General features: G+C 57.9%; 22 protein-coding genes. 8 read left to right on the top strand and 14 right to left on the bottom strand.

The window, feature by feature from the left end; genetic code table 11:
* Nucleotides 1-161: 161 nt before the first annotated feature.
* Nucleotides 162-1,097 (top strand): LysR family transcriptional regulator, encoded by a 936-nt coding sequence (locus AFL22_RS03125; RefSeq protein WP_010253237.1) that lies wholly within the window; start codon nt 162-164, stop codon nt 1,095-1,097.
* Here the strand turns inward: AFL22_RS03125 and mdcH are convergent.
* The 9 genes from mdcH to glpD all read right to left on the bottom strand — a co-directional run bounded on the left by mdcH (nt 1,078) and on the right by glpD (nt 10,028).
* Nucleotides 1,078-1,980, bottom strand: coding sequence for a malonate decarboxylase subunit epsilon (gene mdcH / locus AFL22_RS03130; RefSeq protein ID WP_010253234.1), 903 nt, complete (start codon nt 1,978-1,980; stop codon nt 1,078-1,080). The two genes, AFL22_RS03125 and mdcH, sit on opposite strands and share 20 nt — an antisense overlap.
* Nucleotides 1,977-2,597 carry a malonate decarboxylase holo-ACP synthase gene (locus AFL22_RS03135; RefSeq protein ID WP_031592684.1) on the bottom strand — a complete coding sequence of 207 codons (621 nt, stop codon included), beginning with the start codon at nt 2,595-2,597 and terminating at the stop codon, nt 1,977-1,979. Before AFL22_RS03135 ends, mdcH begins: the two co-directional genes overlap by 4 nt.
* Nucleotide 2,598: 1 nt before the next feature.
* A complete protein-coding gene (locus AFL22_RS03140) occupies nt 2,599-3,558 on the bottom strand; it encodes an AEC family transporter (protein WP_010253228.1) in 960 nt (319 codons plus the stop codon).
* A gap of 133 nt (nt 3,559-3,691) precedes the next feature.
* Complete coding sequence (mdcE, locus tag AFL22_RS03145; protein WP_033768059.1) at nt 3,692-4,492, bottom strand: biotin-independent malonate decarboxylase subunit gamma; 801 nt, start codon at nt 4,490-4,492, stop codon at nt 3,692-3,694.
* Nucleotides 4,492-5,325: a biotin-independent malonate decarboxylase subunit beta gene (locus tag AFL22_RS03150; protein ID WP_010253223.1), complete on the bottom strand. Its 834-nt coding sequence runs from the start codon at nt 5,323-5,325 to the stop codon at nt 4,492-4,494. Before AFL22_RS03150 ends, mdcE begins: the two co-directional genes overlap by 1 nt.
* Complete coding sequence (gene mdcC, locus AFL22_RS03155; protein ID WP_010253220.1) at nt 5,318-5,617, bottom strand: malonate decarboxylase acyl carrier protein; 300 nt, start codon at nt 5,615-5,617, stop codon at nt 5,318-5,320. Before mdcC ends, AFL22_RS03150 begins: the two co-directional genes overlap by 8 nt.
* Nucleotides 5,618-5,625: 8 nt before the next feature.
* A complete protein-coding gene (locus tag AFL22_RS03160; protein WP_052270776.1) occupies nt 5,626-6,486 on the bottom strand; it encodes a triphosphoribosyl-dephospho-CoA synthase in 861 nt (286 codons plus the stop codon).
* Nucleotides 6,486-8,141, bottom strand: coding sequence for a malonate decarboxylase subunit alpha (mdcA, locus tag AFL22_RS03165; RefSeq protein WP_010253213.1), 1,656 nt, complete (start codon nt 8,139-8,141; stop codon nt 6,486-6,488). Before mdcA ends, AFL22_RS03160 begins: the two co-directional genes overlap by 1 nt.
* A gap of 381 nt (nt 8,142-8,522) precedes the next feature.
* Complete coding sequence (gene glpD / locus AFL22_RS03170) at nt 8,523-10,028, bottom strand: glycerol-3-phosphate dehydrogenase (protein ID WP_052270777.1); 1,506 nt, start codon at nt 10,026-10,028, stop codon at nt 8,523-8,525.
* 227 nt (nt 10,029-10,255) lie between these two features.
* Here glpD and glpE point away from each other — a divergent pair, with 227 nt between their 5' ends.
* The 5 genes from glpE (at nt 10,256) to malQ (ending at nt 16,875) form a co-directional block, all read left to right on the top strand.
* Nucleotides 10,256-10,582 (top strand): thiosulfate sulfurtransferase GlpE, encoded by a 327-nt coding sequence (gene glpE / locus AFL22_RS03175; RefSeq protein WP_052270778.1) that lies wholly within the window; start codon nt 10,256-10,258, stop codon nt 10,580-10,582.
* Nucleotides 10,583-10,611: 29 nt separating this feature from the next.
* Nucleotides 10,612-11,433, top strand: a complete 822-nt coding sequence (glpG, locus tag AFL22_RS03180) for a rhomboid family intramembrane serine protease GlpG (protein ID WP_010671549.1) — start codon at nt 10,612-10,614, stop codon at nt 11,431-11,433.
* Between the two features lie 31 nt (nt 11,434-11,464).
* The gene (locus AFL22_RS03185; RefSeq protein WP_010253201.1) at nt 11,465-12,223 is read left to right on the top strand and encodes a DeoR/GlpR family transcriptional regulator; all 759 of its coding nucleotides are present in this window, start codon (nt 11,465-11,467) and stop codon (nt 12,221-12,223) included.
* Between the two features lie 155 nt (nt 12,224-12,378).
* Nucleotides 12,379-14,784 (top strand): maltodextrin phosphorylase, encoded by a 2,406-nt coding sequence (malP, locus tag AFL22_RS03190; RefSeq protein WP_052270779.1) that lies wholly within the window; start codon nt 12,379-12,381, stop codon nt 14,782-14,784.
* A 9-nt stretch (nt 14,785-14,793) separates the two neighbouring features.
* Nucleotides 14,794-16,875 carry a 4-alpha-glucanotransferase gene (gene malQ, locus AFL22_RS03195; RefSeq protein WP_052270780.1) on the top strand — a complete coding sequence of 694 codons (2,082 nt, stop codon included), beginning with the start codon at nt 14,794-14,796 and terminating at the stop codon, nt 16,873-16,875.
* 35 nt (nt 16,876-16,910) lie between these two features.
* Here the strand turns inward: malQ and nfuA are convergent, their stop codons facing one another.
* Nucleotides 16,911-17,486 carry a Fe-S biogenesis protein NfuA gene (gene nfuA / locus AFL22_RS03200; protein ID WP_010253194.1) on the bottom strand — a complete coding sequence of 192 codons (576 nt, stop codon included), beginning with the start codon at nt 17,484-17,486 and terminating at the stop codon, nt 16,911-16,913.
* Nucleotides 17,487-17,544: 58 nt separating this feature from the next.
* Nucleotides 17,545-18,225: a DNA utilization protein GntX gene (gene gntX / locus AFL22_RS03205; RefSeq protein ID WP_052270781.1), complete on the bottom strand. Its 681-nt coding sequence runs from the start codon at nt 18,223-18,225 to the stop codon at nt 17,545-17,547.
* Between the two features lie 34 nt (nt 18,226-18,259).
* On the opposite strand from gntX, the gene bioH reads away from it, so the two are divergent.
* Both bioH and AFL22_RS03215 read left to right on the top strand, forming a co-directional pair.
* Nucleotides 18,260-19,033 (top strand): pimeloyl-ACP methyl ester esterase BioH, encoded by a 774-nt coding sequence (bioH, locus tag AFL22_RS03210; RefSeq protein ID WP_052270782.1) that lies wholly within the window; start codon nt 18,260-18,262, stop codon nt 19,031-19,033.
* A gap of 173 nt (nt 19,034-19,206) precedes the next feature.
* Nucleotides 19,207-19,476: a YdgH/BhsA/McbA-like domain containing protein gene (locus AFL22_RS03215; RefSeq protein ID WP_010253187.1), complete on the top strand. Its 270-nt coding sequence runs from the start codon at nt 19,207-19,209 to the stop codon at nt 19,474-19,476.
* Here the strand turns inward: AFL22_RS03215 and AFL22_RS03220 are convergent, their stop codons facing one another.
* The 3 genes from AFL22_RS03220 to greB all read right to left on the bottom strand — a co-directional run bounded on the left by AFL22_RS03220 (nt 19,477) and on the right by greB (nt 24,195).
* The gene (locus AFL22_RS03220) at nt 19,477-21,162 is read right to left on the bottom strand and encodes an alpha-amylase family glycosyl hydrolase (protein WP_052270783.1); all 1,686 of its coding nucleotides are present in this window, start codon (nt 21,160-21,162) and stop codon (nt 19,477-19,479) included. It lies immediately after the preceding gene.
* Nucleotides 21,163-21,290: 128 nt separating this feature from the next.
* The gene (locus AFL22_RS03225; RefSeq protein ID WP_050680521.1) at nt 21,291-23,618 is read right to left on the bottom strand and encodes a Tex family protein; all 2,328 of its coding nucleotides are present in this window, start codon (nt 23,616-23,618) and stop codon (nt 21,291-21,293) included.
* A 103-nt stretch (nt 23,619-23,721) separates the two neighbouring features.
* Nucleotides 23,722-24,195, bottom strand: a complete 474-nt coding sequence (greB, locus tag AFL22_RS03230; protein ID WP_010253180.1) for a transcription elongation factor GreB — start codon at nt 24,193-24,195, stop codon at nt 23,722-23,724.
* Nucleotides 24,196-24,334: the final 139 nt, after the last annotated feature.

Raw genomic sequence — 24,334 nt, forward strand, 5'->3', positions numbered from 1 at the left:
GCTCTCTTTGCTCACCGTCTATCCCGCACCTCTTTCAGCAGGTTCAGCCTCTTATCGCCTCTGCCTCCGTAAGTGCCTCTTGTGCGAGCCAGATCATTACACCCTGGCTGAGAATCGCTACTATGCGGGAAAGCAAAATGACCCTACAGGCAACAGCAGCAATGAGTGACAACATCAACCAGGAAATTACCTTTCGTAAACTCAGCGTCTTCATGATGTTTATGAGCAAGGGCAATATCGCCCGTACGGCGGAAGCGCTGGCGCTGAGCAGTGTCAGCGTGCATCGCGCACTGCATACGCTGGAAGAGGGCATCGACTGCCCGCTGTTTATCCACAAGGGCCGCAACCTGGTGCCGCTGCCTGCCGCCTGGACGCTGCTGGACTATTGTCGCGATGTGACCACCCTGATGGGCAAAGGCATTGAAGAGGCGCGCAAAGTCGCAGGCATCGGCGGAGGGCGTCTGCGACTTGGCACGCTCTACTCCCTGACGCTGGAGACCATTCCCCGGCTGATCATGGGCATGAAGCTGCGTCGGCCCACGCTGGAGCTCGATCTGACCATGGGTTCCAATCAAATGCTGCTGAATATGCTGGAAGATGACGCGCTGGATGCGATTCTGATCGCCACCGATGACGGCGAACTCAGCGACGCGCATTTTGATGTGATTCCGCTGTTTGAGGACAGGATCTTTCTGGCCACACCGGCCGGGGAGACGCGGGACGGAGCCGGTCCGGTGGATCTGCGTGATTATGCCGACCGTGATTTTGTCTCGCTGGCTGAAGGGTTTGCCACCTATGCCGGTTCGCAGGAGGCGTTCCAGATAGCCGGATTTGAACCGCGCATGGTCACCCAGGTGAATGACATCTTCTCGATGATAAGCCTGGTGCAGGCGGGCGTCGGCCTGGCACTGATCCCGGGACGGATGAAGAAGGTGTATGAAAACAACATTCAGCTGCTGACGCTCGCTGAGCCTTACCAGATGCGTCAGCAGATCTCGATTGTCTACTCACATCGCCGCGAACGGGATAATGACCTGCTGGCACTGGCGGCAGAAGGGCGGATGTACGCCCGCAGCCTTACTGACTCAGCCGTTTAACCAGATGGAGTGCAACCTCAACGCTGTTGCGCTCCAGACAAATCGCGTCGCCCTGCCAGCCCGCCTGAAGCGTCAGGCCGGTCAGCACATTGCCAGGCGGCATCTCAATCGCCAGTCGGGCATCGCGCTGATTGGCTGAAACCATCGCATCATTCCACTGCACCGTACGCGCCATATTAAAGGCAAGATCGTCGGCAATCTTCTCCGGCTCCCAAATCACGCGTCCGGTTGAACCACTGAGGTAAGCGCAATGGGGACGGGAAAGGCTGACGGACCCGAATGCGCGCGCCAGTTCTGCGGCGGGCTTATCCAGCAGCGCGCAGTGCGACGGCACGCTCACCGCGAGTTTAATCGCTTTGCTGGCACCGGCATCCAGCGCTTTCTGCGCGACTACCGCCATATCCTCGTCGCGGCCAGCAATCACAATCTGCGTTTCCGCATTCAGGTTGGCGATATAGGTGTTGCTGCCGGGCAGCAGTTTTTCCAGACGACTCAGCGTCAGGCCGGTGATGGCGGTCAGGCCATATCCCTCCGGATAAGCCTGCTCCATCAGATCGCCGCGCAGTGCCACCAGCCGCAGAGCATCACTGAAATCCAATGCGCCGGAAATCACCGCAGCAGGAAACGCACCGATCGACAGACCGCTGACGATATCGGGTTTCACCCCACGGCGGATCAGCTCGCGCGCCCAGGCAACACCGCAAATCAGCAGACTGAGCTGCACGGCGCGCGTGTGGCGCAGTGCATCGGCACTGTCGAGCTGGTCAGTCTCGTCGCCCAGCACTGCACGCACGCTGTTTAACAGGGCGTCGCCGTCGGGAAGGTGCTGTAACATCCCGGCACGCTGAGTGCCCTGGCCGGGAAAGGTAAAGAGTATTTTCATTGTAGCTCCCTGCTCCAGGGTGAAGCGGTCAGTATCGGCCCGGTAACGGTTTTAACCAGCGCGCGGCCTTCACGCAGCCACTCGCTGAGGGCAAACGCGCCGGACGGCGTTTCTACCTGCGTATCGACCCGACAGGCCAGCGTGTCGGTTTGCGCCTGCCAGCGTTGCAGCGCATCGCGCGCCAGCGGCTCTGGCGCGCGAATAACTAAATCAAGATCGCTGGCGGCATGCAGCGTGGGTTGCTGAGTTGCCAGTGCGTAACCGGTACTGCCGGTAATGCCCCAGCGCCACGGCCAGTCGTGCTCACTGAGGGCAATCGCCGCGCCGACCGGCGCATAAGCGGTGAACGGCGAGGCAAGCAACTGCGCACGCGCCGCCAGCATCTCCGGTGTGACAACGCGAACGATGTCCGCTGCATTGACCCATCCGGCGGCGCGCTGTTCGCGGCGCTCGCCGCGCACACCCACCGGTATCAGCCCGGTTTCGCTTCTGTCGCGCCGCACCACGACCGGAAGGCCGGGATGCCAGAACTGACTGACCCAGCTCTCACTGATGGCGGCTAAGGCGTTGCCGTCTCGCAGCCAGAGCAGATCGTGGGGGCGCGGTACAGAGCTCATATTACATTCCTGATGTCAGCGTAATGAACAGCGGTAATGACAAAATACAGAGAATAGAGCTGAGCAGCAGCACAGCCTCTGCATCCGGCGACTGCACGCCAAAGCGGTTGCCAAACACCACTCCGAAGAAACCGGCGGAGAGCGCAATCATCAGAATGGCGGTAATGGCCACCGGACCGCTGAGACCCAATGCCAGCACCAGACCCCAGGCGATAAAGGGCTGAATCAGCAGTTTAGTCACCGTGCCGACGCCCACCACCGCGTTGAGTTTCAGTTTGCGTGCCGACAGGATGACACCGGTCAGGAAGAGTGCAGCGGCCGTGGCAGCCAGACCCAGCGGTTTGATGGCGGCCAGCACCAGATCAGGCATTTTAACGCCCAGCGCTGATAACACCACGCCAATCAACGGTCCCAGTACGATCGGTTTTTTCACTGAACGCCACATCAGAATCGGCAGCATGGTCAGGGTTGAACCGTGTTCGGTGCCGTCGGCAAACGCTTTTTCACGTTCCAGAATCAGCAGGCAAAGCGGTGTAAGCAGCACTGAACCACAGGCGATGGAGACCGCTACCGAGAGCGAGGTGGCGCCATTTTCACCCAGTACGCTGGCCAGAATGGGCAGGCCCAGCGCGGCGTAATTTGGCAGCGCCACAGTCAGTGTCAGCACAGCCGCATCCTGCGGTGACTTTTTGAAAACTTTTGTAGCCGCGAAATAGACAGCTCCATAGGTAATCCACATTGCGCCGGTAATAACCACAATCAGCGGCCATTGCGCCACGATGCCCGGCCAGGGCGTTTGTACCGTGGCACTGAACAGCGCGGCGGGCAGCGCAAAATCCATGACGAAAATATTCAGCAGAGAGACGTCTTTGTTGTTGACCATTCCGGCCTTACCGGCCCAGAAACCCAGCAGCATGATGACAAAAATCGGAGCAAGGGCATGAACAATTATATAAATCATAAATCACCTGTATTTAAGAAAGAATTTTCTGTTAACAGCGATGTTTATAATTCTGAACACGGCCACTGCCCCGGGGCGCACTTAGCAATGCGCCCCGTCAGACCGGTTTCGGCAGGTTTATTTTTTTATTTAATTACCAGGTTGCGCGCATCCGCTCGCGAACCAGGGAGGAGCTGTGGCGATTGGATGCGCCCAGCCGGTTTTTCAGGCTCGGATCCTGACGCGCATCGCTAATGGCTTTCTGCAACGCGATCTCGACCATCGCCACATCGGCGTCAGAAGGCGCATCGGGATTGGCCACGTTCAGCAGATCGGAGAGCAGACCCAGCGTGGCGAAGTTATTCACGTCATAGGCCATCGGCGGAATGGTCGCCGCCAGTTTCTCCAGCGCCTCCACCGAACGCAGCGTGATACGCGCGGCGGACTCTTTACCCATCGCGTGCACCAGCACACCCTGATCGTTGAGCGCAATCAGGCGGTTGGCCTGATAACCGTGCGCCAGGAAGGCACCAGACATCGCTTTGCCAACAATCAGTCCAATCACCGGATGACCCGCAAGGCGTGCTTTGGCATAAGCGCCCGCAGCCCCGGCCAGCGCCTGATGAATACCGAACGCCTCTTCGCGACGACCATAGGCCTGACTCGGCACGTCGATCACCGCCACAATCGGGCGTTTCACGTCGCTGTTCTTGTCCTCTTCCAGCGTTTCATTCACCACTTTCGCCAGCGTCCAGCCTTCCAGCAGACCGACTTCGCCCCTCGCGGCACGCGGATAGTGGTTTTGTGCATCGGGCACCACGGCGATAAAGCGCACGCTTTCGCCATTAAGTTCACCGTCCGCCACCTGGACAGAGGCGCACAGGCCGCTGAGGCGCTGCGCATCAGGTGCAAGTTTTTCCAGCCAGATTGCACCGCGGCTGTTTGTCTGGGTCATTATTTATCCTCCCGGGCGAAAAGCTGTTTAATCTGCGCCGTGTCCGCCTGCTGACGGGTGTCGAACTGCGTCAGGCGTGGCAGGAAATCGGCATATTTATCGCTGCGGTGCTGCGCCGGAACGCCTTTGGCAATGAAGTCATTCATCGCACTCTTAACCGCATTGACGCCATCACCGACCAGCGCATCGACCAGGCCGCTGGCGTAGCGGATTTCACCGCCGGTCATGCTCCAGATAAACGGGCGATCGCGCGAGTCATACTCTTCAATGCCCGCTTCCTGCTCAATCACCTGCGGACCGTTCAGCCCCAGGCGCGCTTCACGCGTCACAATCAGGTAGCTGCACAGCGCAGCGGCGATGGACATCCCGCCAAAGCAGCCGACGGTACCGGCAATAATGCCGATAACCGGGGTATAGCGGCGCAGATCGACAATCGCGGCATGAATATCGGCAATCGCCGCCAGCCCCAGATTGGCTTCCTGTAAACGCACGCCGCCGGTTTCCAGGCAGAGCACCGCCTGAGTGGGTATTCCATTGCGGTTGTCTTCGGCTGCCAGTTCCAGCGCCGCCGCCATTTTGGCACCGGAGACTTCGCCCATGCTGCCACCCTGGAAGGTGCCTTCAATGGCGATAACGACCGCAGGCTGCCCGTTCAGCGTGCCGCGTGCCACCACCATGCCGTCATCTGACTGTGGGACCACACCCTGCGGGGCCAGCCACGGCGACATGATGCCTTCGAAAGGATCCAGCAGTTCGCGATAGCTGCCGTCGTCCAGCAGTGCACGGGCGCGCTCACGGGCGCGTAATTCAATAAAACTGGCATCGTTACGCATGGCTCACCTCCTCAAAAACCTGTTCAATACGGATACGCGCCACGCCGGGTGTCGCGCCGAAATCGTGAATAATCAGCTTTCCGGCAGGCAGACCGTTGGTTAAATTCAGGCGGTCAAACAGCGCCTTCCAGCGGGCGTCGCTGTTATCCAGTGAGGTGGTGATATCAATGCTAAGCGTTTGTCCTTCAGTTGCGGTGTACAGCACTTCCATATCACCGGAACCAACGACCCCTGCCAGAGCTTTACCGCTGAGTGAGCGGTTAGCAGGTAAAGATAATGTGATGTGTTCCATAATGGCCTCTAGAAATAAGAATGTTCAGGTGAACAGACCCGATCAATGAACAGCGTCGCGGCCAGCAAATCGGCGGCCCCGCCAGGCGAAGCGTTGAGCGACAGCATGCGCTGATCGAGCCGCGCCAGCGCTTTCTGGCCGCCTGCTGTGCGACAGCCGCCAGACAGCAGCACGGCGCATGCTCCCTGCTGCATCGCTTTCAGTCCGGTCATACCGGCCCGTGACAGCACGCAGGTATCGCTGAGCGAGGTCATGATCGCCATCAGCGCATCAAGGCGGGCTTCATTTTCACTGGCACCCGTTGCACGACTGGTCATCAGTTGTGGCAGCGCCAGCTTCATCACGTGAGGAAACGCCTGTTGCGCCTCTTCGCGTGCGCCGGGCACCTGATAGCGGTGCGTCGCTTTTAACCCTTTGCTGAACAGTTTTGGTGCAGCGCGGTCGGGCAGGCTGGCCAGCGCGGCTGCGGTGCGGGTCAGCTGGTCGGCACTGGCCGCGCCACCGTGCATGGCTGCAGCACTGACCAGCAGTCCCAGCGCCCAGATCGCACCCCGATGGGTGTTGACGCCGCCGGTTGCCGCCATCATCTGCTGTTCACCGTCACGGCCCAGCCGACCCACCGTTTCACGCAGGGCAATATCAGCAGGACGCAGCCAGCTGTGACGGGCCAGCGCCAGAAAGGTCGGCACAAGGCTGTGAGCGGAACGCTCCATCAGCGCCAGCGTCAGATCCTGATGCGCGCCGTTCCCCCGACTGTCTACCAGACCCGGCTTGGGGCTTAGCCGCGCTTCATCGGTCAGACAATCGCGCGCAATCGTCGCCAGCTGGCTGGCCTGCGCCTCGGTTTGAGTCTGCGACAGAAGTTTCATTACCAGCTCCGGAATTTTGCCGGTGGGTTATAAAGACCACCCGACCATTCCACCAGGTCAGAGACGCTGCTGGCGGCGAGCAGTGAGCGGGTCGCATCTGAACGACGAATGCCCATATCTTCCGGATAGACCACTTTGCCGCTTTTACGCAGGGCCGCCACGCGCGCCGCATCGACGCCAAGGCCGATATCGGTGATGCCGGCTACCGCAGCGACCATCGCACGGCGCTCTTCAAGGCTTTCCGCGCGATAGAGATAGGCAATACCCTCTTCGGTCAGCACGTGGGTGACGTCATCGCCATAGATCATCACGGGTGCCAGCGGCATACCGGTCGATTTCGCCACTTCAACGGCATCTAGCGTTTCAACAAAGGTCGGTTTGGCACCGGCCTGGAAGGTTTCCACCATCTGAACCACCAGTTTTTTACCGCGCTGCATCGGATCCGGTTCGGTGATCATATTGAGCCATGCAGGCGTGGCATGGCGTCGGCCGTGCGGATCGTGGCCCATGTTAGGCGCACCGCCGAACCCGGAAAGGCGACCGCGGGTCACGGTTGAGGAGTTTGCCAGGCCATCGACCTGCAGGGTGGCACCGATAAACATATCCACCGCATACTGACCTGCCAGCTGACAGAAGGCGCGGTTAGAGCGCATAGAGCCGTCGCTGCCGGTGAAGAAGATATCGGGACGGGCGCGAATGTACTCTTCCATGCCCAGCTCGCCACCGAAGCAGTGCACGCTCTCAACCCAGCCACTCTCAATCGCCGGGATCAGTGTCGGATGCGGGTTAAGGGTCCAGTGCTTACAGATTTTGCCTTTCAGGCCGAGTTGTTCGCCGTAGGTAGGCAGCAGCAGTTCGATCGCGGCGGTGTTAAAACCGATACCGTGGTTAAGTGACTGCACCTGATGTTCGGCGTAAATGCCTTTAATCGCCATCATCGCCATCAGGATATGTTCCTGCTTAATCAGGCGCGGATCGCGGGTAAACAGCGGTTCGATAAAGAAAGGTTTATCGGCTACGACGATGTAATCGATCCAGGAGCCGGGAATATCGACGCGGGGCAGGTCGGTCTCGTCATCGACCAGCTCATTTACCTGGGCAATCACGATACCGTCACGGAACGCGGCGGCTTCCACCAGGGCAGGCGTATCTTCAGTACTCGGGCCGGTGTATAGGTTGCCTTTGCGGTCAGCTTTATAACCGGCAATCAGCGCGACGTTTGGACTCAGATCGACATAAAGGCGGGAATAGAGTTCGATATAGGTGTGGATTGCGCCTATTTCCAGCTGACCATCTTCTAACAACTGAGAAATACGCAGACTTTGCGGACCGGAAAAAGAGAAGTCGAGTTTACGCGCAATGCCTTTTTCGAAAATATCCAGATGCTCACTGCGACCCACGCTCGGCATAATCATATGCAGGTCGTGTACTATCGCCGGATTAACCTCAGCCAGGGTACGTGATAAAAAATCGGCCTGCTTCTGGTTATTCCCTTCCAGTACCACCCGGTCGCCCGGAGCAATCAGTTTTTCAAATGCTTCTACAGCTCTTTCAGTAGGAATGACTTTGCCATCAACAGGGAAGGATGCCAGACGACGCGCTTTTTCACTGCGGCGCGTGTTCCATTCCCGGGCAGGCGTTTGGCCTGTGTTCATTTCAACCTCCTGATTAAAATAACGGTTGTTTCGTTTTTACTGAGGAAAGTTTGTGCTTTCTGTTGACGTCGTTCAATTAAGCAAAAAGCCTGAACGTTATATTTACAGTAACAATAGGATGTGAACGTTTTGATATGCGAAGCAGAAAGAGTTGAGTTTAGGCGCTGACCAAAAATGTGATCGCATAAACGGATTTCTGTATAAAGAATGGTGTGAGCCTGGCATTTTTAATAAAAAGTACGTCGTACAAAAATAAACTCTGCTATACGCTGAAAAGAGCTACCTGTTGGATCAGCAACCGGATTCACCGACCCGCTATCGCAGACATAAAAAAAGCAGGCCGAAGCCTGCTTTCTGATTCTTTAGTTAGTTACTGTCCGTTTATGATGCCAGCGACAGGACGGGTTTAGCTTTCGCTGCCAGCCACTCGGTGACTCGCGCCTGCTGCTCTTTGGTCAGCCACATGCCCTGTTTGGTACGACGCCAGATAGCATCATCCAGCTCACGAACCCACTCATGCTGTACCAGGTAGCGTAATTCTGCTTCGTAAAACTCGTGACCGAAGTTCTCACCCAGATCGTCCAGGCTTTTCGCGCCAGCCAGCAGGGTTTCAGTGCTGCTGCCGTAGGTGCGCGAGAAGTGGCGCGCCATATTTTCACTGATAAATGGATAGCGACGACGCAGGCTGGCCGCATAATCTTCACGGGTGCCGGAGATATTTCCGCCTGGCAACACGCAGTTCTTCGTCCATGCCGGGCCCGCGTTCGGATAGTACTTCGCCAGTTTCTCCAGCGCATGTTCTGCCAGCTTACGGTAGGTGGTCAGCTTGCCGCCAAACACCGACAGCAGCGGAGCCTGACCATTATCGTCGCGCACATCCAGGGTGTAATCACGGGTGATCGCCTGTGGCGAATCGGATTCGTCATCACACAGCGGACGGACACCGGAATAGGACCAGACGATATCGTCAGCGGTCAGCTGCTTTTTAAAGTGTCCGTTGAACACTTTCAGCAGATAGTCGGTCTCGCTGTCATCAATATTGACGTTTTTCGGATCGCCTTTGTACTCGACGTCGGTGGTACCGATGATAGAGAACTCATCCATCCATGGGATGACAAACACGATGCGGTTATCTTCGTTCTGCAGAATGTAAGCCTGCTTTTCGGTATGGACGCGTGGCACCACAATGTGGCTGCCCTTGATCAGGCGAATACCGTAAGGTGATTTCAGCTTCAGACTGTCGTCGAACAGCTGTTTGACCCACGGGCCGGCAGCATTGACCAGGCCTTTCGCCTGCCAGGTAAAGGTTTTACCGCTGTCGACATCTTCCGCTTCGACCTTCCACAGGCCGCCTTCACGCCAGGCACGGGTCACGCGGGTGCGGGTACGGACTTCGCCGCCACGCTTCACGACTTCCTGTGCGTTCAGTACCACCATGCGGGCATCATCGACCCAGCAGTCAGAATATTCGAATCCGCGCGTAATTTCCGGCTTCAGGGCCGAATCCGCGCCAAATCGCAAACTTTTACTGCCTGGCAGACTGGTACGCTTGCCAAGATGGTCATACATAAACAGGCCGGTGCGGATCATCCACGCCGGACGCAGATGCGGACGGTGCGGCAGACGGAAGCGCATCGGGAACGCCAGATGCGGAGCCATTTTCAGCAGCACTTCACGCTCGGCCAGTGCTTCACTGACCAGACGGAATTCGTAATGTTCAAGGTAGCGCAAGCCGCCGTGAATCAGTTTTGAACTGGCAGAGGAGGTCGCGCAAGCCAGATCCCGCGCCTCCAGCATTAACACCGACAGTCCGCGTCCTGCAGCGTCTGCTGCAATGCCGGCACCGTTGATGCCGCCGCCGATCACGATCAGGTCTTTGGTTTCCACGTCATCTCCTCCGATGTTCGGAATAGTTCACTAATGTTCGTTTTCGAGCATAATCATAATCGCAAACCAACATTGACGCCAGCTTTTAACCAGGTAAAAACATTTTTGCGTGATATAGCTAACATTCTGCCCACCAAAAAAACCGATAGCCGTAACGATTGTCAGGTTATCGGCGTGGATTCTCGGGTTACACTACGCGCTATTGTGACGCTGTTATGAGAGATCCCATGGAAACGTTCGAATGTATTGATGTGCAGCAGGCGCAGGCGCGTCTGGCGCAGGGTGCGCTGCTGGTAGATATCCGCGATCCGCAAAGTTATGCCCTGGGTCATGCGGCGGGTGCGTTGCATCTGACCAACAGCAACCTCAGCGATTTTGTAACTGGTGCCGATCACAGCCTGCCGGTGCTGGTGATGTGCTATCACGGCAACAGCAGCAAAAGCGCGGCACAATATCTGCTGGGACAGGGCTTCAGCGCGGCGTACAGCATTGATGGCGGCTTTGATGCCTGGCGTGCTGCCTTTCCTCAGCAGGTTGCCCTCGGCAGCGAATAGATTGCCGCTCGTCACATGGAGAGTTACTGATGCGCATTACTCAATTTAATCAGCCCCGCATGGCGCAGGCCTTTGTTGACTACATGGCGACGCGGGGCATCACGCTGCGTATTGAGCATGAAAATCACTACGTCATCATGCTGGATGATGAGAGCAAGATTTCACTGGTCGAAAACGAACTTCAGCAGTTTTTGCACGACCCTAACCATCCGCGTTATCAGGCCGCCAGCTGGCATAGCGGAAAAACTGACAGTGGCCTGCGCTATGAGCGCAGCAATATCTGGGCGAATATCCGTGAGCGTGCCGGTCCGCTGACCATGACGCTGATGGTGCTCTGTATCGCGATATTTATTCTGATGCAGGTCATGGGCGATCGCACCGTGATGGCCTGGCTCTCCTGGCCGGATGCCGATCAGCATCTTCAGGTCTGGCGCTGGTTCAGCCATGCGCTGCTGCACTTTTCACTGCTGCACATTCTGTTTAATCTGATGTGGTGGTGGTATCTGGGCGGCGCGGTTGAGAAGCGACTTGGCAGCGGCAAACTCTTTGTCATTCTGCTGATTTCGGCTCTGCTCAGCGGCTGGCTGCAGGCGAAGTTCAGCGGCATCTGGTTTGGTGGCCTGTCGGGCGTGGTCTATGCCCTGATGGGTTACTGCTGGCTGCGCGGGGAGCGCGATCCCGACAGCGGCGTCTATCTTGAACGGGGATTGATCGGTTTTGCGCTGGTCTGGCTGGTGATTGGCTGGTTTGGCGTCTTTGGTCTGGCTATTGCCAACGCGGCGCACGTCGCCGGTCTGGTGGTCGGACTGGCGATGGCGCTGGTGGATACGCGTAAAGTCACGCGTCGTTAGACAGGATTATGCGGGTTAACAGGAGAGGAACGTGAAGCAGACGCAACGTCATGACGCGATTATCGATTTAGTCCGTCGTCAGGGATATGTCAGTACTGAGGAGCTGGTGGATCATTTTGAGGTCAGCCCGCAAACCATTCGTCGCGATCTCAACGATCTGGCCGATCAGAACAAAATTCAGCGTCACCACGGCGGCGCGGCGCTTCCCTCCAGCTCTGAGAATACCGCCTGGCACGACCGTAAAATGATGTGGTCAGCGGAAAAAGCGCGGATTGCCCAGCGCGTGGCAAGCCAGATCCCGGATGGTGCTACGCTGTTTATCGATATCGGCACCACGCCGGAAGCGGTGGCGCATGCGCTGCTCAACCACAGCGATTTGCGCGTGGTCACCAATAACCTTAACGTCGCCATGCTGCTGATGGATAAACCCGATTTCCGGGTCATTATCGCGGGCGGTGAAGTGCGGACCCGCGATGGCGCGGTAATGGGTGAAGCGACGCTCGACTTCATTTCTCAGTTCCGGCTCGACTACGGCATTCTGGGGATCAGCGGCATCGATATGGATGGTTCGCTGCTGGAGTTTGACTATCACGAAGTCCGCACCAAGCGCGCCATCATCGAAAATTCACGCTGCGTGATGCTGGTGGTGGATCACTCGAAGTTTGGCCGGAACGCCATGGTCAACCTCGGCAACATGAGTCTGCTTGACTACCTCTACACCGACAAAACGCCGCCTGCCAGCGTAATGAAGGTGATTGAGCAGCATGAGGTTCATCTCGAACTCTGCTGATTTCTGCCACGCCAGCCCCCCGGCTGGCGTTTTTCTTTGATTGCTGTCGCTTTTTTCCTCACTCCCGTCTTTACTTAACGGTTGCTGGCACCCGGTTGCCAGCCCGTGCGCTTTCTATTTTTGCTTCACCTCATTGCGTAACAGAAGGGAGTGATATGCCGCAGCAAAAATTTAATAAAGCCCGTTTTAATGCCGCCTTTACCCGCCAGTGGCAACAGTTAAGTCTCCGTTCCGCCCAGCAGATGACCCCGCACCAGGCGTGGCAGGCGGTCAGCGCGGCGCTGGCGGAGCTACTGGACGCGCAACCGGCACCGCGTCCGGCTGTGCAGCAGCGTCACGTTAATTACCTCTCAATGGAGTTTCTGATTGGCCGTCTGACCGGCAACAACCTGCTCAATCTCGGCTGGTATAACGACGTCAAAGCGGCGCTGGCTGAGCACGAGTTGGATTTAACGGAACTGCTGGAGCAGGAGGTCGATCCGGCGCTGGGTAACGGCGGGCTGGGACGACTGGCTGCCTGCTACATGGATTCGATGGCAACGGTGGGGCAGTCCGCCACCGGCCACGGACTGAACTACCAGTATGGCCTGTTCCGCCAGTCTTTCGATGATGGCCAGCAGATTGAAGCACCCGATGACTGGCAGCGTGAGCGCTATCCCTGGTTCCGCCACAACGCGGCGCTGGATGTGGAAGTCGCGATGGGGGGCCGGGTAGAAAAGCAGGAAAACGGCGGTGTACGCTGGCTGCCCGATTTTACGCTGCGCGGCGAGGCCTGGGATTTGCCGGTGACCGGCTACCGCAACGGCGTGACGCTGCCGCTGCGTCTGTGGCAGGCAGTGAGTGCGCATCCGTTTGATCTCACGGCGTTTAACGACGGCAATTTTCTGCAGGCGGAGCAGCCCGGCATCGAGGCGGCAAAACTGACCAAAGTGCTCTATCCCAATGACAACCATCAGGCCGGCAAGCGGCTGCGCCTGATGCAGCAATATTTCCAGTGCGCCTGTGCGGTGGCGGATATCCTGCGTCGTCACCATCTGGCGGGACGCAGCATTCACAGCCTGCCTGACTTCGAAGTGATTCAGCTCAACGATACACATCCCACCATCGCCATCCCGGAGATGCTGCGCGTGTTGCTGGATGAGCATCAGCTGAGCTGGGATGAGGCGTGGCAGATCACCAGCCGGTTGTTTGCCTACACCAACCACACGCTGATGCCGGAGGCGCTGGAGCGCTGGGATGAGAAGCTGATGCGCAGTCTGCTGCCGCGCCATATGCTGATCATCAAAGAGATCAATCAGCGGCTGAAAAAGCAGGTGAAGCAGCGCTGGCCGGATGACAAAGCGATGTGGCACAAGCTGGCGGTGGTCGCTGACGGTCAGGTGCGGATGGCGAATCTCTGCGTCGTCAGCGGGTTTGCGGTCAACGGTGTGGCGGCGCTGCACTCAAGCCTGGTGGTCAGCGATCTTTTCCCGGAATATCACCAGCTCTGGCCGCAGAAATTCCACAACGTCACCAACGGCATCACGCCGCGCCGCTGGCTGAAGCAGTGTAATCCGGCGCTGGCCGGGCTGATTGATGAGACGCTGAAAACCGAGTGGGCCAATAACCTTGAGGCGTTAAGCGGTCTGGAGGCCTATGCCGACGATCAGGCGTTTCGTCAGCGCTATCGCAGCATCAAACAGCAGAACAAAGCGCAGCTTACGGAGTATATCGCCCGCCACACGGGGATTATCGTGAACCCGGCCGCGCTGTTCGATGTGCAGATCAAACGGCTGCATGAGTACAAGCGCCAGCACCTCAGCCTGCTGCATATCCTCTACTGCTATCAGAAAATCTGTCATAACCCGGAGGATGTCACCTTTACGCCACGGGTGTTCCTGTTCGGTGCCAAAGCCGCGCCGGGTTATTACCTCGCCAAAAATATCATTTACGCCATTAACAAGGTGGCGGAGGTGGTGAACAACGATCCACGGGTCGGTGACCGACTCAAAGTGGTGTTCATCCCGGACTACCGCATCACCGTGGCCGAACTGATGATCCCGGCGGCCGATCTCTCAGAGCAGATCTCCACCGCCGGATATGAAGCCTCCGGCACCGGCAACATGAAGCTGGCGCTGAACGGTGCGCTGACGATTGGCACGCTGGATGGCGCCAATGTCGAGATTGCCGAACAGGTGGGTGAGGAGAATATCTTTATCTTCGGTCACACCGTGGACGAGGTCAAAGCGCTCAAGGCGAAAGGCTATAACCCGAAAAAGGTGCGTAAGCAGAACAAGCCGCTGGACGATCTACTGAAATCGCTGGAGAAGGGCAAATTCAGCAACGGGGATAAACATGCGTTTGACCTGATGCTGGAGAGCCTGACGAAACATGGCGATCCCTGGCTGGTGCTGGCCGATTTCCAGGCCTACATCGAGGCGCAGCAACGGGTGGAAGCCCTGTGGCGCGACCAGGAAGGCTGGACCCGCGCCGCCATCCTCAATACGGCACGAACCGGCATGTTCAGTTCGGACCGGTCAATTCGTGACTATCAGCAACGTATCTGGCAGGCACCGCGCTAAGGAGCAGCAATGAAGCAACATTCACTCGGTCAGGCCGCCCGTGCCGCGGGAATTTCACTGGACTACATCAACGTCAATGGCGAGAAAGAGGCGATCAGCGATGAGACCCTGCAGGCGCTGCTGGCGGTGATGGACGATCCGCAGGACGCAAAAAAATCGCCGCTGCCGCCGGTCGCGGTGTTCAGCGGCAGTGGCAAGCGACAGCTGACGCCACAGGGCAGCGGCGTTTACCGCTGGCAGTTGCAGACTGAAAACGGCAAACAGCACAGCGGCGAGTTAACCGCCTGTGAGCCTTTTACACTGCCTGGTCCGCTGGCGCAGGGGTACCACCAGCTCACACTCAGTAAGGGCAAAAAAAGCTGGCAGACGCGGATTATCGTCGCGCCGCGCCGCTGCTATCTGCCTCCGGCGCTGGAAGCGGGGGAAAAACGCTGGGGTGCGCTGGTGCAGCTCTACACCGTGCGCTCTGAACAGAACTGGGGCATCGGCGACTTCGGCGATCTCGACCAGCTGCTGGTGCAGCTGGCTGAACGCGGTGGCGATTTCGTCGGGCTGAATCCGCTGCATGCGCTCTATCCCGCCAGCGCCGGTTTCGCCAGTCCGTACAGCCCGTCGTCGCGCCGCTGGCTGAACGTAATCTATATCGACGTCAGTCAGGTGGCCGATTTTCAGCAAAGCGCGGCGGCACAGAAGTGGTGGAATAGCGCCAGAACCCGGAAGGCGCTGACCAAAGCGCGTGAGGCGGAGCTGGTTGACTACGAGGCCGTAATGGCGCTTAAGCTCGCTGCGCTGCGGCACGCCTGGGCACACTTTCAGACGCGAGACAGCCAGAGCGAAGAGCATCAATCCTGGGCGGCCTTTGTGCGTGAAGGCGGCGACAGCCTGCGTTATCAGGCCGCCTACGACGGCATACAGCTGGAGCGGCGGGCAGATAAGGCGCAGCAGGGCGGCTGGCCTGCGTGGCCGGAAGGGTGGCGCAACAGCCAGTTGCCGGAGGTGCAGCAGTGGTGTGCACAGCATGAAGAGGAGATCGCTTTCTGGCAGTGGCTGCAATGGCTGGCGCAGCAGCAGTTCTCTGGCTGCTGGACGCACAGTCAGGCGCTGGGCATGAGCGTCGGACTCTATCGTGACCTGGCAGTGGGCGTGGCGGAAGGCAGCGCGGAAACCTGGCACGACCCGGAGCTTTACCGCCTCAAGGCCTCGGTGGGTGCGCCGCCTGACCGTCTTGGTCCGCTGGGACAAAACTGGGGCTTACCGCCGATGGATCCGCATGTCATGAAGGCGCGCGGCTACCAGCCATTTATCGACATGCTGCGCGCCAATATGCGCGACTGCGGCGCGTTGCGCATCGACCATGTGATGTCACTGCTGCGTCTGTGGTGGGTGCCTGCCGGGGAAACGGCGGATAAAGGCGCCTATGTGGCCTATCCGGTCAACGATCTGCTGGGTATCCTGGCGCTGGAGAGCCACCGGCTGCGCTGTATGGTGATTGGTGAAGACCTTGGCACTGTGCCCCAGGAGATTGTCAGCCTGCTGCGTAAAAGTGGCGTCTTTTCATGGAAGGTGCTCTGGTTTGAGCAGGAGAAGGATGAGCGCTATCGCGCGCCGCAGGACTATCCGCGCCAGTCTATCGCCAGCGCCAGCACGCACGATCTGCCTACGCTGACCGGCTTCTGGGAGCAGGGCGACCTGGCGCTGGGTGAGAAGATTGGCCTCTATCCGGGCGATGCGGTGAAAGCGTTACATCAGCAGCGCGCCGCGCAGAAGCAGGCGCTGCTGGATGCGCTGCATCAGGCGGGTGCCTTACCGGCACGCAGCCAGAAGAAGGCAGAGAAGCTCACCATGACGCCTGCGCTGAATCGGGCAATACATCGCTTCCTGGCGGATACCGACAGTGCGCTGCTTGGCCTGCAGCCTGAGGACTGGCTTGGCATGACCACGCCGGTCAACGTCCCGGGCACGGTGGATCAGTACCCTAACTGGCGACGCAAGCTGAGCAAAACGCTGGAGGAGATCTTTGCGGACAAGGAAGTGAATGCACTGCTGAAGGTGGTCAGCCAGCAGCGTCAGTCAGGAGAGAAAGAGCAATAACAGAAGCGCGGCAGCCATGCTGCCGCGCTTAATCATCAGTAGAACGAGTGTTCACCGCGCTGATGCTCAGTAATATCCCGCACGCCTTTGAGTTCCGGGAAGGCGGCCAGCAGCTCTTTCTCGATACCATCTTTCAGGGTCACGTCGATCATCGAACAGCCGTTACAGCCGCCGCCAAACTGCAGAATGGCGTAGCCCTCATCGGTGATCTCCATCAGCGACACGCGACCGCCATGGCCGGCCAGCTGTGGGTTGATCTGCGCCTGAAGCAGATACTCAACGCGCTCAACCATTGGCGCATCATCAGAGACTTTACGCATTTTGGCATTCGGCGCTTTCAGCGTCAGCTGTGAACCAAGATTGTCGGTAACGAAGTCAATTTCAGCATCTTCCAGATACGGCTTGCTCAGTTCATCAACGTAAGCAGAGAGCTTTTCGAACTTCAGTTCGGTGTCAGTAGCTTCAACGGCATCGGGCGGACAGTAAGAGACGCCACACTCGGCTGTTGGCGTACCCGGGTTAATCACGAATACGCGAATCTGGGTGCCATCTTCTTGTTTGGATAGCAGTTTAGAAAAATGTTCCTGGGCAGAGTCAGTAATTCGGATCATGTCGATTGCTCAATAGTTGACTAATTTAGTTGGTTATAATACGCCCATCAAAGACGCTCTACAAGGTACGGCACAGGCACCAGACCTGCACGCTGGCGGCACCCTGGGCCATTAACAGGCGGCTGATTTCATCTACCGTACTGCCGGTGGTAATGACGTCATCCAGCAAAGCGATATGGCGTCCCTGCACCACCATTTCAAGGCAGAAAGCACCCCGTAAGTTGGTGCGGCGCTGGCGGGCGCTGAGCTGATGCTGTAATGCGCCCCCGCGCTTGCGGGAAAGACCTTCGCGCCATTCACATCCCAGCCACTGCGCCAGCGGTGCGGCCAGCAGTACCGTCTGATTAAAGCCGCGCTGCCAGCGTCGTCGCCGATGCAGCGGAACCGGCAGCAGCAGATCGGGACGCGGCACACTGCCACGCCGGTAAACATTAAGCCAGCTTAGCAAAAGCAGCCGCGCCAGCATCACCCTGAGTGCGGTTATGTGAGAAAATTTAAGCTGGTTAACCCACTGGCTGAACGGCGGACAATAGTCATTGACGCAGACCAGCGCCTGCCAGGCGGGCGGTTTAAGCTGGCAGCGGCCGCAGGCGACCTTTGCTGAACCTGCCGGCAATCCGCAGCGTGGACAGAGCAGCGGTAACGGCGGTAATCCGCGCAGACATAAGCTGCAGATGCCGTGCCGGGCTATCCGCAACGGCATCCGGCATAGCCAACATAGGGCGGGCATTGCTAGCATAGCGACCTCCTTATCATTTTCGGGATAGTAACTGATGACGTCGCTCTACTGGCACACCTGCGGAGAAGGAAAACGCGATCTTGTGCTGCTGCACGGATGGGGACTGAATGCCGAAGTCTGGCAAAGCATCATTCCGCGACTCAGCGCGCACTATCGCCTGCATCTGGTCGATCTGCCCGGCTATGGCCGCAGCCAGCATTTCGGTGCGCTGACGCTGGAGCAGATGGCAGCGCAATTGCTGCCTGCGCTGCCACCACAGGCGATTGTGGTGGGCTGGTCGCTGGGCGGACTGGTGGCGACGCAGCTGGCGCTGAGTGCGCCAGAAAAACTGGCTGCACTGATCACCGTTGCCTCGTCGCCCTGTTTCACCGCCACAGAGAGCTGGCCCGGCATTAAACCGGAGACGCTGCAGAACTTTCAGCAGATGCTCAGCAACGATTTCCAGCGCACGGTGGAGCGCTTTCTGGCGCTGCAGACGCTGGGTACCGAAACGGCTCGCGCCGATGCGCGGCAGCTGAAAGAGGTGGTGCTGTCGCAGCCGATGCCGGAGGTGGCGGTGCTGGATGGCGGACTGGATATTCTGCGCCAGGTCGATCTGCGCGACGCGTTACCGCAGATTACGCTGCCGTTCCTGCGACTCTATGGCGCGTTAGATGGACTGGTGCCGCGCCGGATTGCGGCGGAGATAGATGAAATGTTGCCAGCATCGCCTTCAGTGGTTATCGAAAAAGCCGCACATGCGCCTTTTATTTCCCATCCTGAGCGCTTTTGCCAGCATATTGTTAATTTTATCAGTAATCTGCCGTGATAATGACGCTTTGAACTGGCAAAATCGCAGACAGCAGCAATACTTCTCTCTGTGAGCGAGGCCGTTGCAATTTTATGTGATTAGTCATGGAAATGACTATGCCGTTCCATACTGCCTTACGCGTTTAGCGGCTGCTTACATCTCACAATGGATCATGAATGAGGGTAAACATAATGAAGGTTTTTAAATGGGTTGTGGCTTCAATGATGATGGGCGCGATTTCATTTTCTGCGATGGCAGCGAAAGAAGTCACCAAAGAAGAAGTTAAGACAATGAACCTGCAGAAGATCGGCACCGTTAACACCACGGCGGAAACCACCTCGCCAATGGATGCTAAAAAAGTGCTGTCGCAGCTCGCTGACGAAAAAGGCGGTAAATATTACCTGGTGATCGCCGGTCGCGAACACGGCAAATTCAGCGCAACGGCTGAAGTCTACAAGTAATTAACGTAGCCACATGAACTGCCAGGCATCCAGCTTAACCGGCTGGGTGCCATCAATTTTCTCTCCGCTCACCACATCCTGCAACGTATGCGCCACCGGCAATTGCGTCTCCACTGACCGTCCACTGAGATTAAACACGCACAGCAGCCCGTCACCGCTTTCTGGCTGATGACGTCTGAGCACCAGCACGGCGTTTTCGCTCTCATAAAGCGTCATCGGATTATCCGGGTGAAACGCAGGCTGGCGACGACGCAGCTGAATCAGCTGGCCGAGCCGCGTATAGACCTGCTGGCGCAGCCAGTTACCGCCCGCCAGATCCGCTTCTATCTGCTGTAAATCATACTTCTGCCGATTAATCGCCCGGTTGTGTCCGGCGGCGCGCACGCCATCGTAATGGTTACGACCACCCAGAATGCTCTGGATATAGATGGCAGGCACGCCGGGAAAGACCAGCAGAATCGCATGGGCCAGCAAAAAACGTTTCAGCCGCGTGGCGTCATCGTCATCTTCACGGTTGAGCGCATCCAGATAGGTGACGTTGATTTCATAGGGGCTGGTGGTGCCGTCAGGGTTGTTTTTATAGGAGACCAGCGCGCCTTCCAGCGCCAGATCGCGCACCAGCGCCACAATCTCCACTTCAGACAAAATGCCGCGCGCCGGATTAAGGCCGATGCCGTCGTGTGACGCCAGAAAGTTGAAAAAGGTGGTGTCGTTGCTGCTGAGATCCAGAGCGCTCGCCCACTGCCGCAGTGCGCGCGCCGAGCCGGTGTGAATCGCATGCAGCACCAGTGGCGGCAACGAAAACTGATAGACCATCTGCGCCTCATCGTGCCCGTTGCCCAGATAGCTGATGTTGTCCTGATGCGGCACGTTAGTCTCGGTGATAATCACCGTGCCAGGCGCAACCTGGTCGGCAATAGCGCGAAACAGCTTCACCAGCTGATGGGTCTTTTCCAGATGAATGCAGCGCGTTCCGGGCGTTTTCCACATGTAGCCGACCGCATCAAGACGCACATAGTCAGCGCCGCGTTTCAGGTAGTCGAGCAGCACATTGACCATGCGCAGCAGCACCTCAGGATTGGCAAAGTTGAGGTCGATCTGGTCGGCGCTGAAGGTGGTCCAGATAAAGCGGGTTTCGCCATCCGCCATTTTAAACGGCGTCAGCAGCGGCGAGGTGCGCGGACGCGTCACGGCGCTGAGATCGGTGGCGGGCGGCATACTGATAAAGAAATCGTCCCAGCCGGGATCCTGCGCCAGGAAGTGGCTGAACCAGGCGCTGTGTGCCGACATATGGTTGCAGACAAAATCGAACATCAGCCGGGTTTCCTGATGCAGCCGCGCAATGTCCTGCCAGTCGCCGCACAGCGGATCGACCTGATGGTAATCAATCACCGAAAAGCCGTCATCGGACGACCAGGGGAAAAAGGGCAACAGGTGAACCAGCGGAAACGTGGATTGCAGGTGCTGCTGATAGAACCGGGAAAAGGTGCTGAGCGTGGGTTTATCGGCTTCGCGAAACTGATCGGCATAGGTGATCAGCACCACATCCTGCTCATCCCAGTGTGCCTTGCGCGGCAGCTTAATGGCCTTGCGGGCGGTGGCGATGTCAGCCAGCAGGCGCGCAAAGGTCGCCTCCGGAAATGTGCCAGCATAAATCTTATCAATCAGATCGGTGATCGTTTCCATCGTGAATTGGGTGCCACAGCAGGTGTTGTTTTTATGACAGGCGTCTTTTTAGCGTAGCGCGATGGCGGGGATTTTCAACCGGGGAGAAGGGCGTGAAGTGGGGGCCAGGCAGTGGCCCCCTGAAAAGCTTAGCGTTTTTTACCGAAAGCCGCAGCCAGCGCATCACCCATCGCACTGTTACCTGCTGACGAGCTGACCGGACGCGGACGACCTTTCGCGTTGTTCTGACGTTTCTCCTCGCGCGGAGCAGCGTTTTTCGCGCCACCACGGGCATTGCCTTCGCCTGGCTGCTCATCAAGACGCATGGTCAGGGCAATACGCTTGCGCTGGAGATCGACCTCCATCACTTTCACTTTGACGATATCGCCCGCTTTCACCACCTGATGCGGATCTTCCACGAAGCGATCGGAGAGCGAAGAGATATGCACCAGGCCATCCTGATGCACGCCGATATCCACAAATGCACCGAAGTTGGTCACGTTAGTGACGGCACCTTCGAGGATCATGCCCGGCGTCAGATCGTTCAGCGTCTCTACGCCTTCAGCGAACTGTGCAGTTTTAAACTCAGGACGCGGATCGCGGCCCGGCTTCTCCAGCTCTTTCATAATGTCGGTGACGGTCGGCAGACCAAAACGTTCATCAATGAAATCGCGGGCACTGAGATTACGCAGGCTGCCTGCGTTGCCCATCAGATCGCTCAGTGCCTGCTCGGTGGCGGCCAGGATGCGCTCCACCACCGGGTAGGCTTCCGGATGCACAGTTGAGGCATCCAGCGGGTTATCGCCATGGTTGATGCGCAGGAAGCCCGCACACTGCTCAAAGGCTTTTGGCCCAAGGCGGCTAACTTTCAGCAACTGCTGACGGTTCTGGAAGCGGCCATGCTCATCACGCCAGCCGACAATATTCTGCGCCATCATGCGCGTCAGGCCCGCCACGCGGGTCAGCAGCGGCACCGAGGCGGTGTTGAGGTCAACGCCAACGGCGTTCACGCAATCTTCCACTACCGCGTCGAGTTTCTTCGCCAGCTGGCTCTGACTGACGTCATGCTGATACTGACCCACACCGATCGATTTCGGGTCGATTTTCACCAGCTCAGCCAGCGGATCCTGCAAACGTCGGGCAATCGACACCGCGCCGCGCAGCGAAACATCGAGATCCGGGAACTCCAGCGCCGCCAGTTCAGAGGCCGAATAGACAGATGCGCCAGCTTCACTGACAATCACTTTTTGCGCCGTGACCTGCGGGAACTGCTGCTGCAGATCCAGGAAGAAGCGCTCAGTTTCACGTGAAGCGGTGCCGTTGCCAATCGCCACCAGCTCAACCTGATGCTTAATGCAGAGTGCCGCTACGGCGGCTGCGGCTTTCGCGGTCTGGCCGGTATGCGGATAGACGGTGTCGGTCGCGACGACCTTGCCGGTGGCATCGACCACCGCCACTTTGACGCCGGTGCGCAGGCCTGGGTCCAGCCCCATGGTGGCGCGCATACCGGCGGGAGCGGCCATCAGCAGATCGTGCAGGTTGCGGGCAAAGACGTTAATCGCTTCATCTTCTGCGCGTTCGCGCACCGTGCCCATCAGCTCCGTTTCCAGATGCAGCATCACCTTGATGCGCCACGTCCAGCTCACCACCGCTTTACGCCAGCTGTCGGCAGGAGCGTTATTCAGGCGCAGGTTCAGGTGCTCAGCAATCAGCGTTTCGCCGTGGCTCTCACGCGGTGCTTCATCAAACTGTGGATCGGCATTCAGCGACAGTTGCAGCACGCCTTCGTTGCGGCCACGCAGCATCGCCAGCGCACGGTGCGACGGCACGCCGCTGAGCGCTTCATGGTGATCAAAGTAGTCGCGGAACTTCGCGCCCGCTTCCTCTTTGCCTTCCACCACGCGTGACACCAGATGGGCATTTTTCCACAGGTAATTACGCACCTTCGCCAGCAGCGCGGCATCTTCAGCGAAACGCTCCATCAGAATGTAGCGGGCACCATCCAGCGCGGCACGGACGTCGGCGACGCCTTTGTCGGCATCGACATACTGTTCGGCAAGCTGCTCAGGAATGTGAGACGGCTCCTGCCACAGCGTCTCCGCCAGCGGCTCCAGACCCGCTTCGATAGCGATCTGTCCACGCGTCCGGCGTTTCTGTTTGTAGGGCAGGTAGAGGTCTTCAAGCTCGGTTTTGCTGAGGGTGGTGTTGATCGCGCGGGCGAGGTCGTCAGTGAGTTTCCCCTGATCGTCAATCGACTTCAGAATCGACTGGCGTCGCTCTTCAAGTTCACGCAGATAGCTGAGGCGGGTTTCCAGCTGGCGCAACTGGGTATCATCCAGCCCGCCGGTGACCTCTTTACGATAGCGTGCGATAAACGGCACGGTATTCCCTTCATCCAGCAGGCGAACGGCGGCGTCAACTTGCTCTGGACGCGCCTGGAGCTCACTGGCAATTATCTGGCTCAGAACTTTCATCATCAGGATTGTCTTGCTTTCCGGGTTGAGAAATAGCCGACAGTTATACGGATTGATGGTTAAAATTGCCAGAGACGCGGGCGGCTTTCAGCGATAATCTGAAGGGTTATTGCGGGTAGTCAATCGCGTTGATATACCACAGTGCCGGCCCCACTGGCGTCTCGACGGTGGCGGCATCGCCGACCTCTTTTTTCAGCAGCGCCCGCGCCATGGGCGAGTCGATGGAGATGTAATCTTTGCGGCCAAAAATCTCATCGTAGCCCACAATGCGGAAGCGTTTTAGGTCGCCCTCATCGTTTTCAATTTCCACCCAGGCGCCAAAGAAGACTTTGCCATCCTGCTGGGGTGAATAGTCAACGATACGCAGCTGTTCAAGACTTTTGGTCAGATAGCGAACGCGACGGTCGATTTCACGCAGCCGTTTTTTGTTGTACTGATAATCGGCATTTTCACTGCGATCGCCAAGACTGGCAGCCCAGGTGACTTTTTTTGTCACTTCCGGTCGCTCTTCACGCCAGAGATAGTCGAGTTCTGCTTTCAGCTTATCGAAGCCTTCGCGGGTAATGAGTCGGGTTTTCATGCTATACCGGCCAGAGAGATCCAAAGAGGAACAGTGTAAGACAAAGGGGGCGCGGCAAAAAAGGGCGGGGAAAGGGTTTTTAAAGGCTAAAAACCCACGTTGACTTCCCCGGCGGCGAAAGGGTTGGTGCTGAACAACA

The organism is Pantoea sp. CFSAN033090 (assembly GCF_001264395.1).
GTDB classification, from domain to species: Bacteria; Pseudomonadota; Gammaproteobacteria; order Enterobacterales; family Enterobacteriaceae; genus Pantoea; species Pantoea agglomerans.

Coding starts and splice junctions, on each gene's coding strand:
- glpE (WP_052270778.1), top strand. CDS start 10,256: ATGGAAACGTTCGAATGTATTGATGTGCAGCAGGCGCAGGCGCGTCTG.
- mdcE (WP_033768059.1), bottom strand. CDS start 4,492: ATGACCCAGACAAACAGCCGCGGTGCAATCTGGCTGGAAAAACTTGCA.
- AFL22_RS03140 (WP_010253228.1), bottom strand. CDS start 3,558: ATGATTTATATAATTGTTCATGCCCTTGCTCCGATTTTTGTCATCATG.
- bioH (WP_052270782.1), top strand. CDS start 18,260: ATGACGTCGCTCTACTGGCACACCTGCGGAGAAGGAAAACGCGATCTT.
- AFL22_RS03150 (WP_010253223.1), bottom strand. CDS start 5,325: ATGCGTAACGATGCCAGTTTTATTGAATTACGCGCCCGTGAGCGCGCC.
- AFL22_RS03135 (WP_031592684.1), bottom strand. CDS start 2,597: ATGAGCTCTGTACCGCGCCCCCACGATCTGCTCTGGCTGCGAGACGGC.
- mdcA (WP_010253213.1), bottom strand. CDS start 8,141: ATGAACACAGGCCAAACGCCTGCCCGGGAATGGAACACGCGCCGCAGT.
- AFL22_RS03225 (WP_050680521.1), bottom strand. CDS start 23,618: ATGATGAAAGTTCTGAGCCAGATAATTGCCAGTGAGCTCCAGGCGCGT.
- nfuA (WP_010253194.1), bottom strand. CDS start 17,486: ATGATCCGAATTACTGACTCTGCCCAGGAACATTTTTCTAAACTGCTA.
- AFL22_RS03125 (WP_010253237.1), top strand. CDS start 162: ATGAGTGACAACATCAACCAGGAAATTACCTTTCGTAAACTCAGCGTC.
- AFL22_RS03220 (WP_052270783.1), bottom strand. CDS start 21,162: ATGGAAACGATCACCGATCTGATTGATAAGATTTATGCTGGCACATTT.
- mdcC (WP_010253220.1), bottom strand. CDS start 5,617: ATGGAACACATCACATTATCTTTACCTGCTAACCGCTCACTCAGCGGT.
- malQ (WP_052270780.1), top strand. CDS start 14,794: ATGAAGCAACATTCACTCGGTCAGGCCGCCCGTGCCGCGGGAATTTCA.
- greB (WP_010253180.1), bottom strand. CDS start 24,195: ATGAAAACCCGACTCATTACCCGCGAAGGCTTCGATAAGCTGAAAGCA.
- AFL22_RS03215 (WP_010253187.1), top strand. CDS start 19,207: ATGAAGGTTTTTAAATGGGTTGTGGCTTCAATGATGATGGGCGCGATT.
- mdcH (WP_010253234.1), bottom strand. CDS start 1,980: ATGAAAATACTCTTTACCTTTCCCGGCCAGGGCACTCAGCGTGCCGGG.
- gntX (WP_052270781.1), bottom strand. CDS start 18,225: ATGCTAGCAATGCCCGCCCTATGTTGGCTATGCCGGATGCCGTTGCGG.
- glpG (WP_010671549.1), top strand. CDS start 10,612: ATGCGCATTACTCAATTTAATCAGCCCCGCATGGCGCAGGCCTTTGTT.
- malP (WP_052270779.1), top strand. CDS start 12,379: ATGCCGCAGCAAAAATTTAATAAAGCCCGTTTTAATGCCGCCTTTACC.
- AFL22_RS03160 (WP_052270776.1), bottom strand. CDS start 6,486: ATGAAACTTCTGTCGCAGACTCAAACCGAGGCGCAGGCCAGCCAGCTG.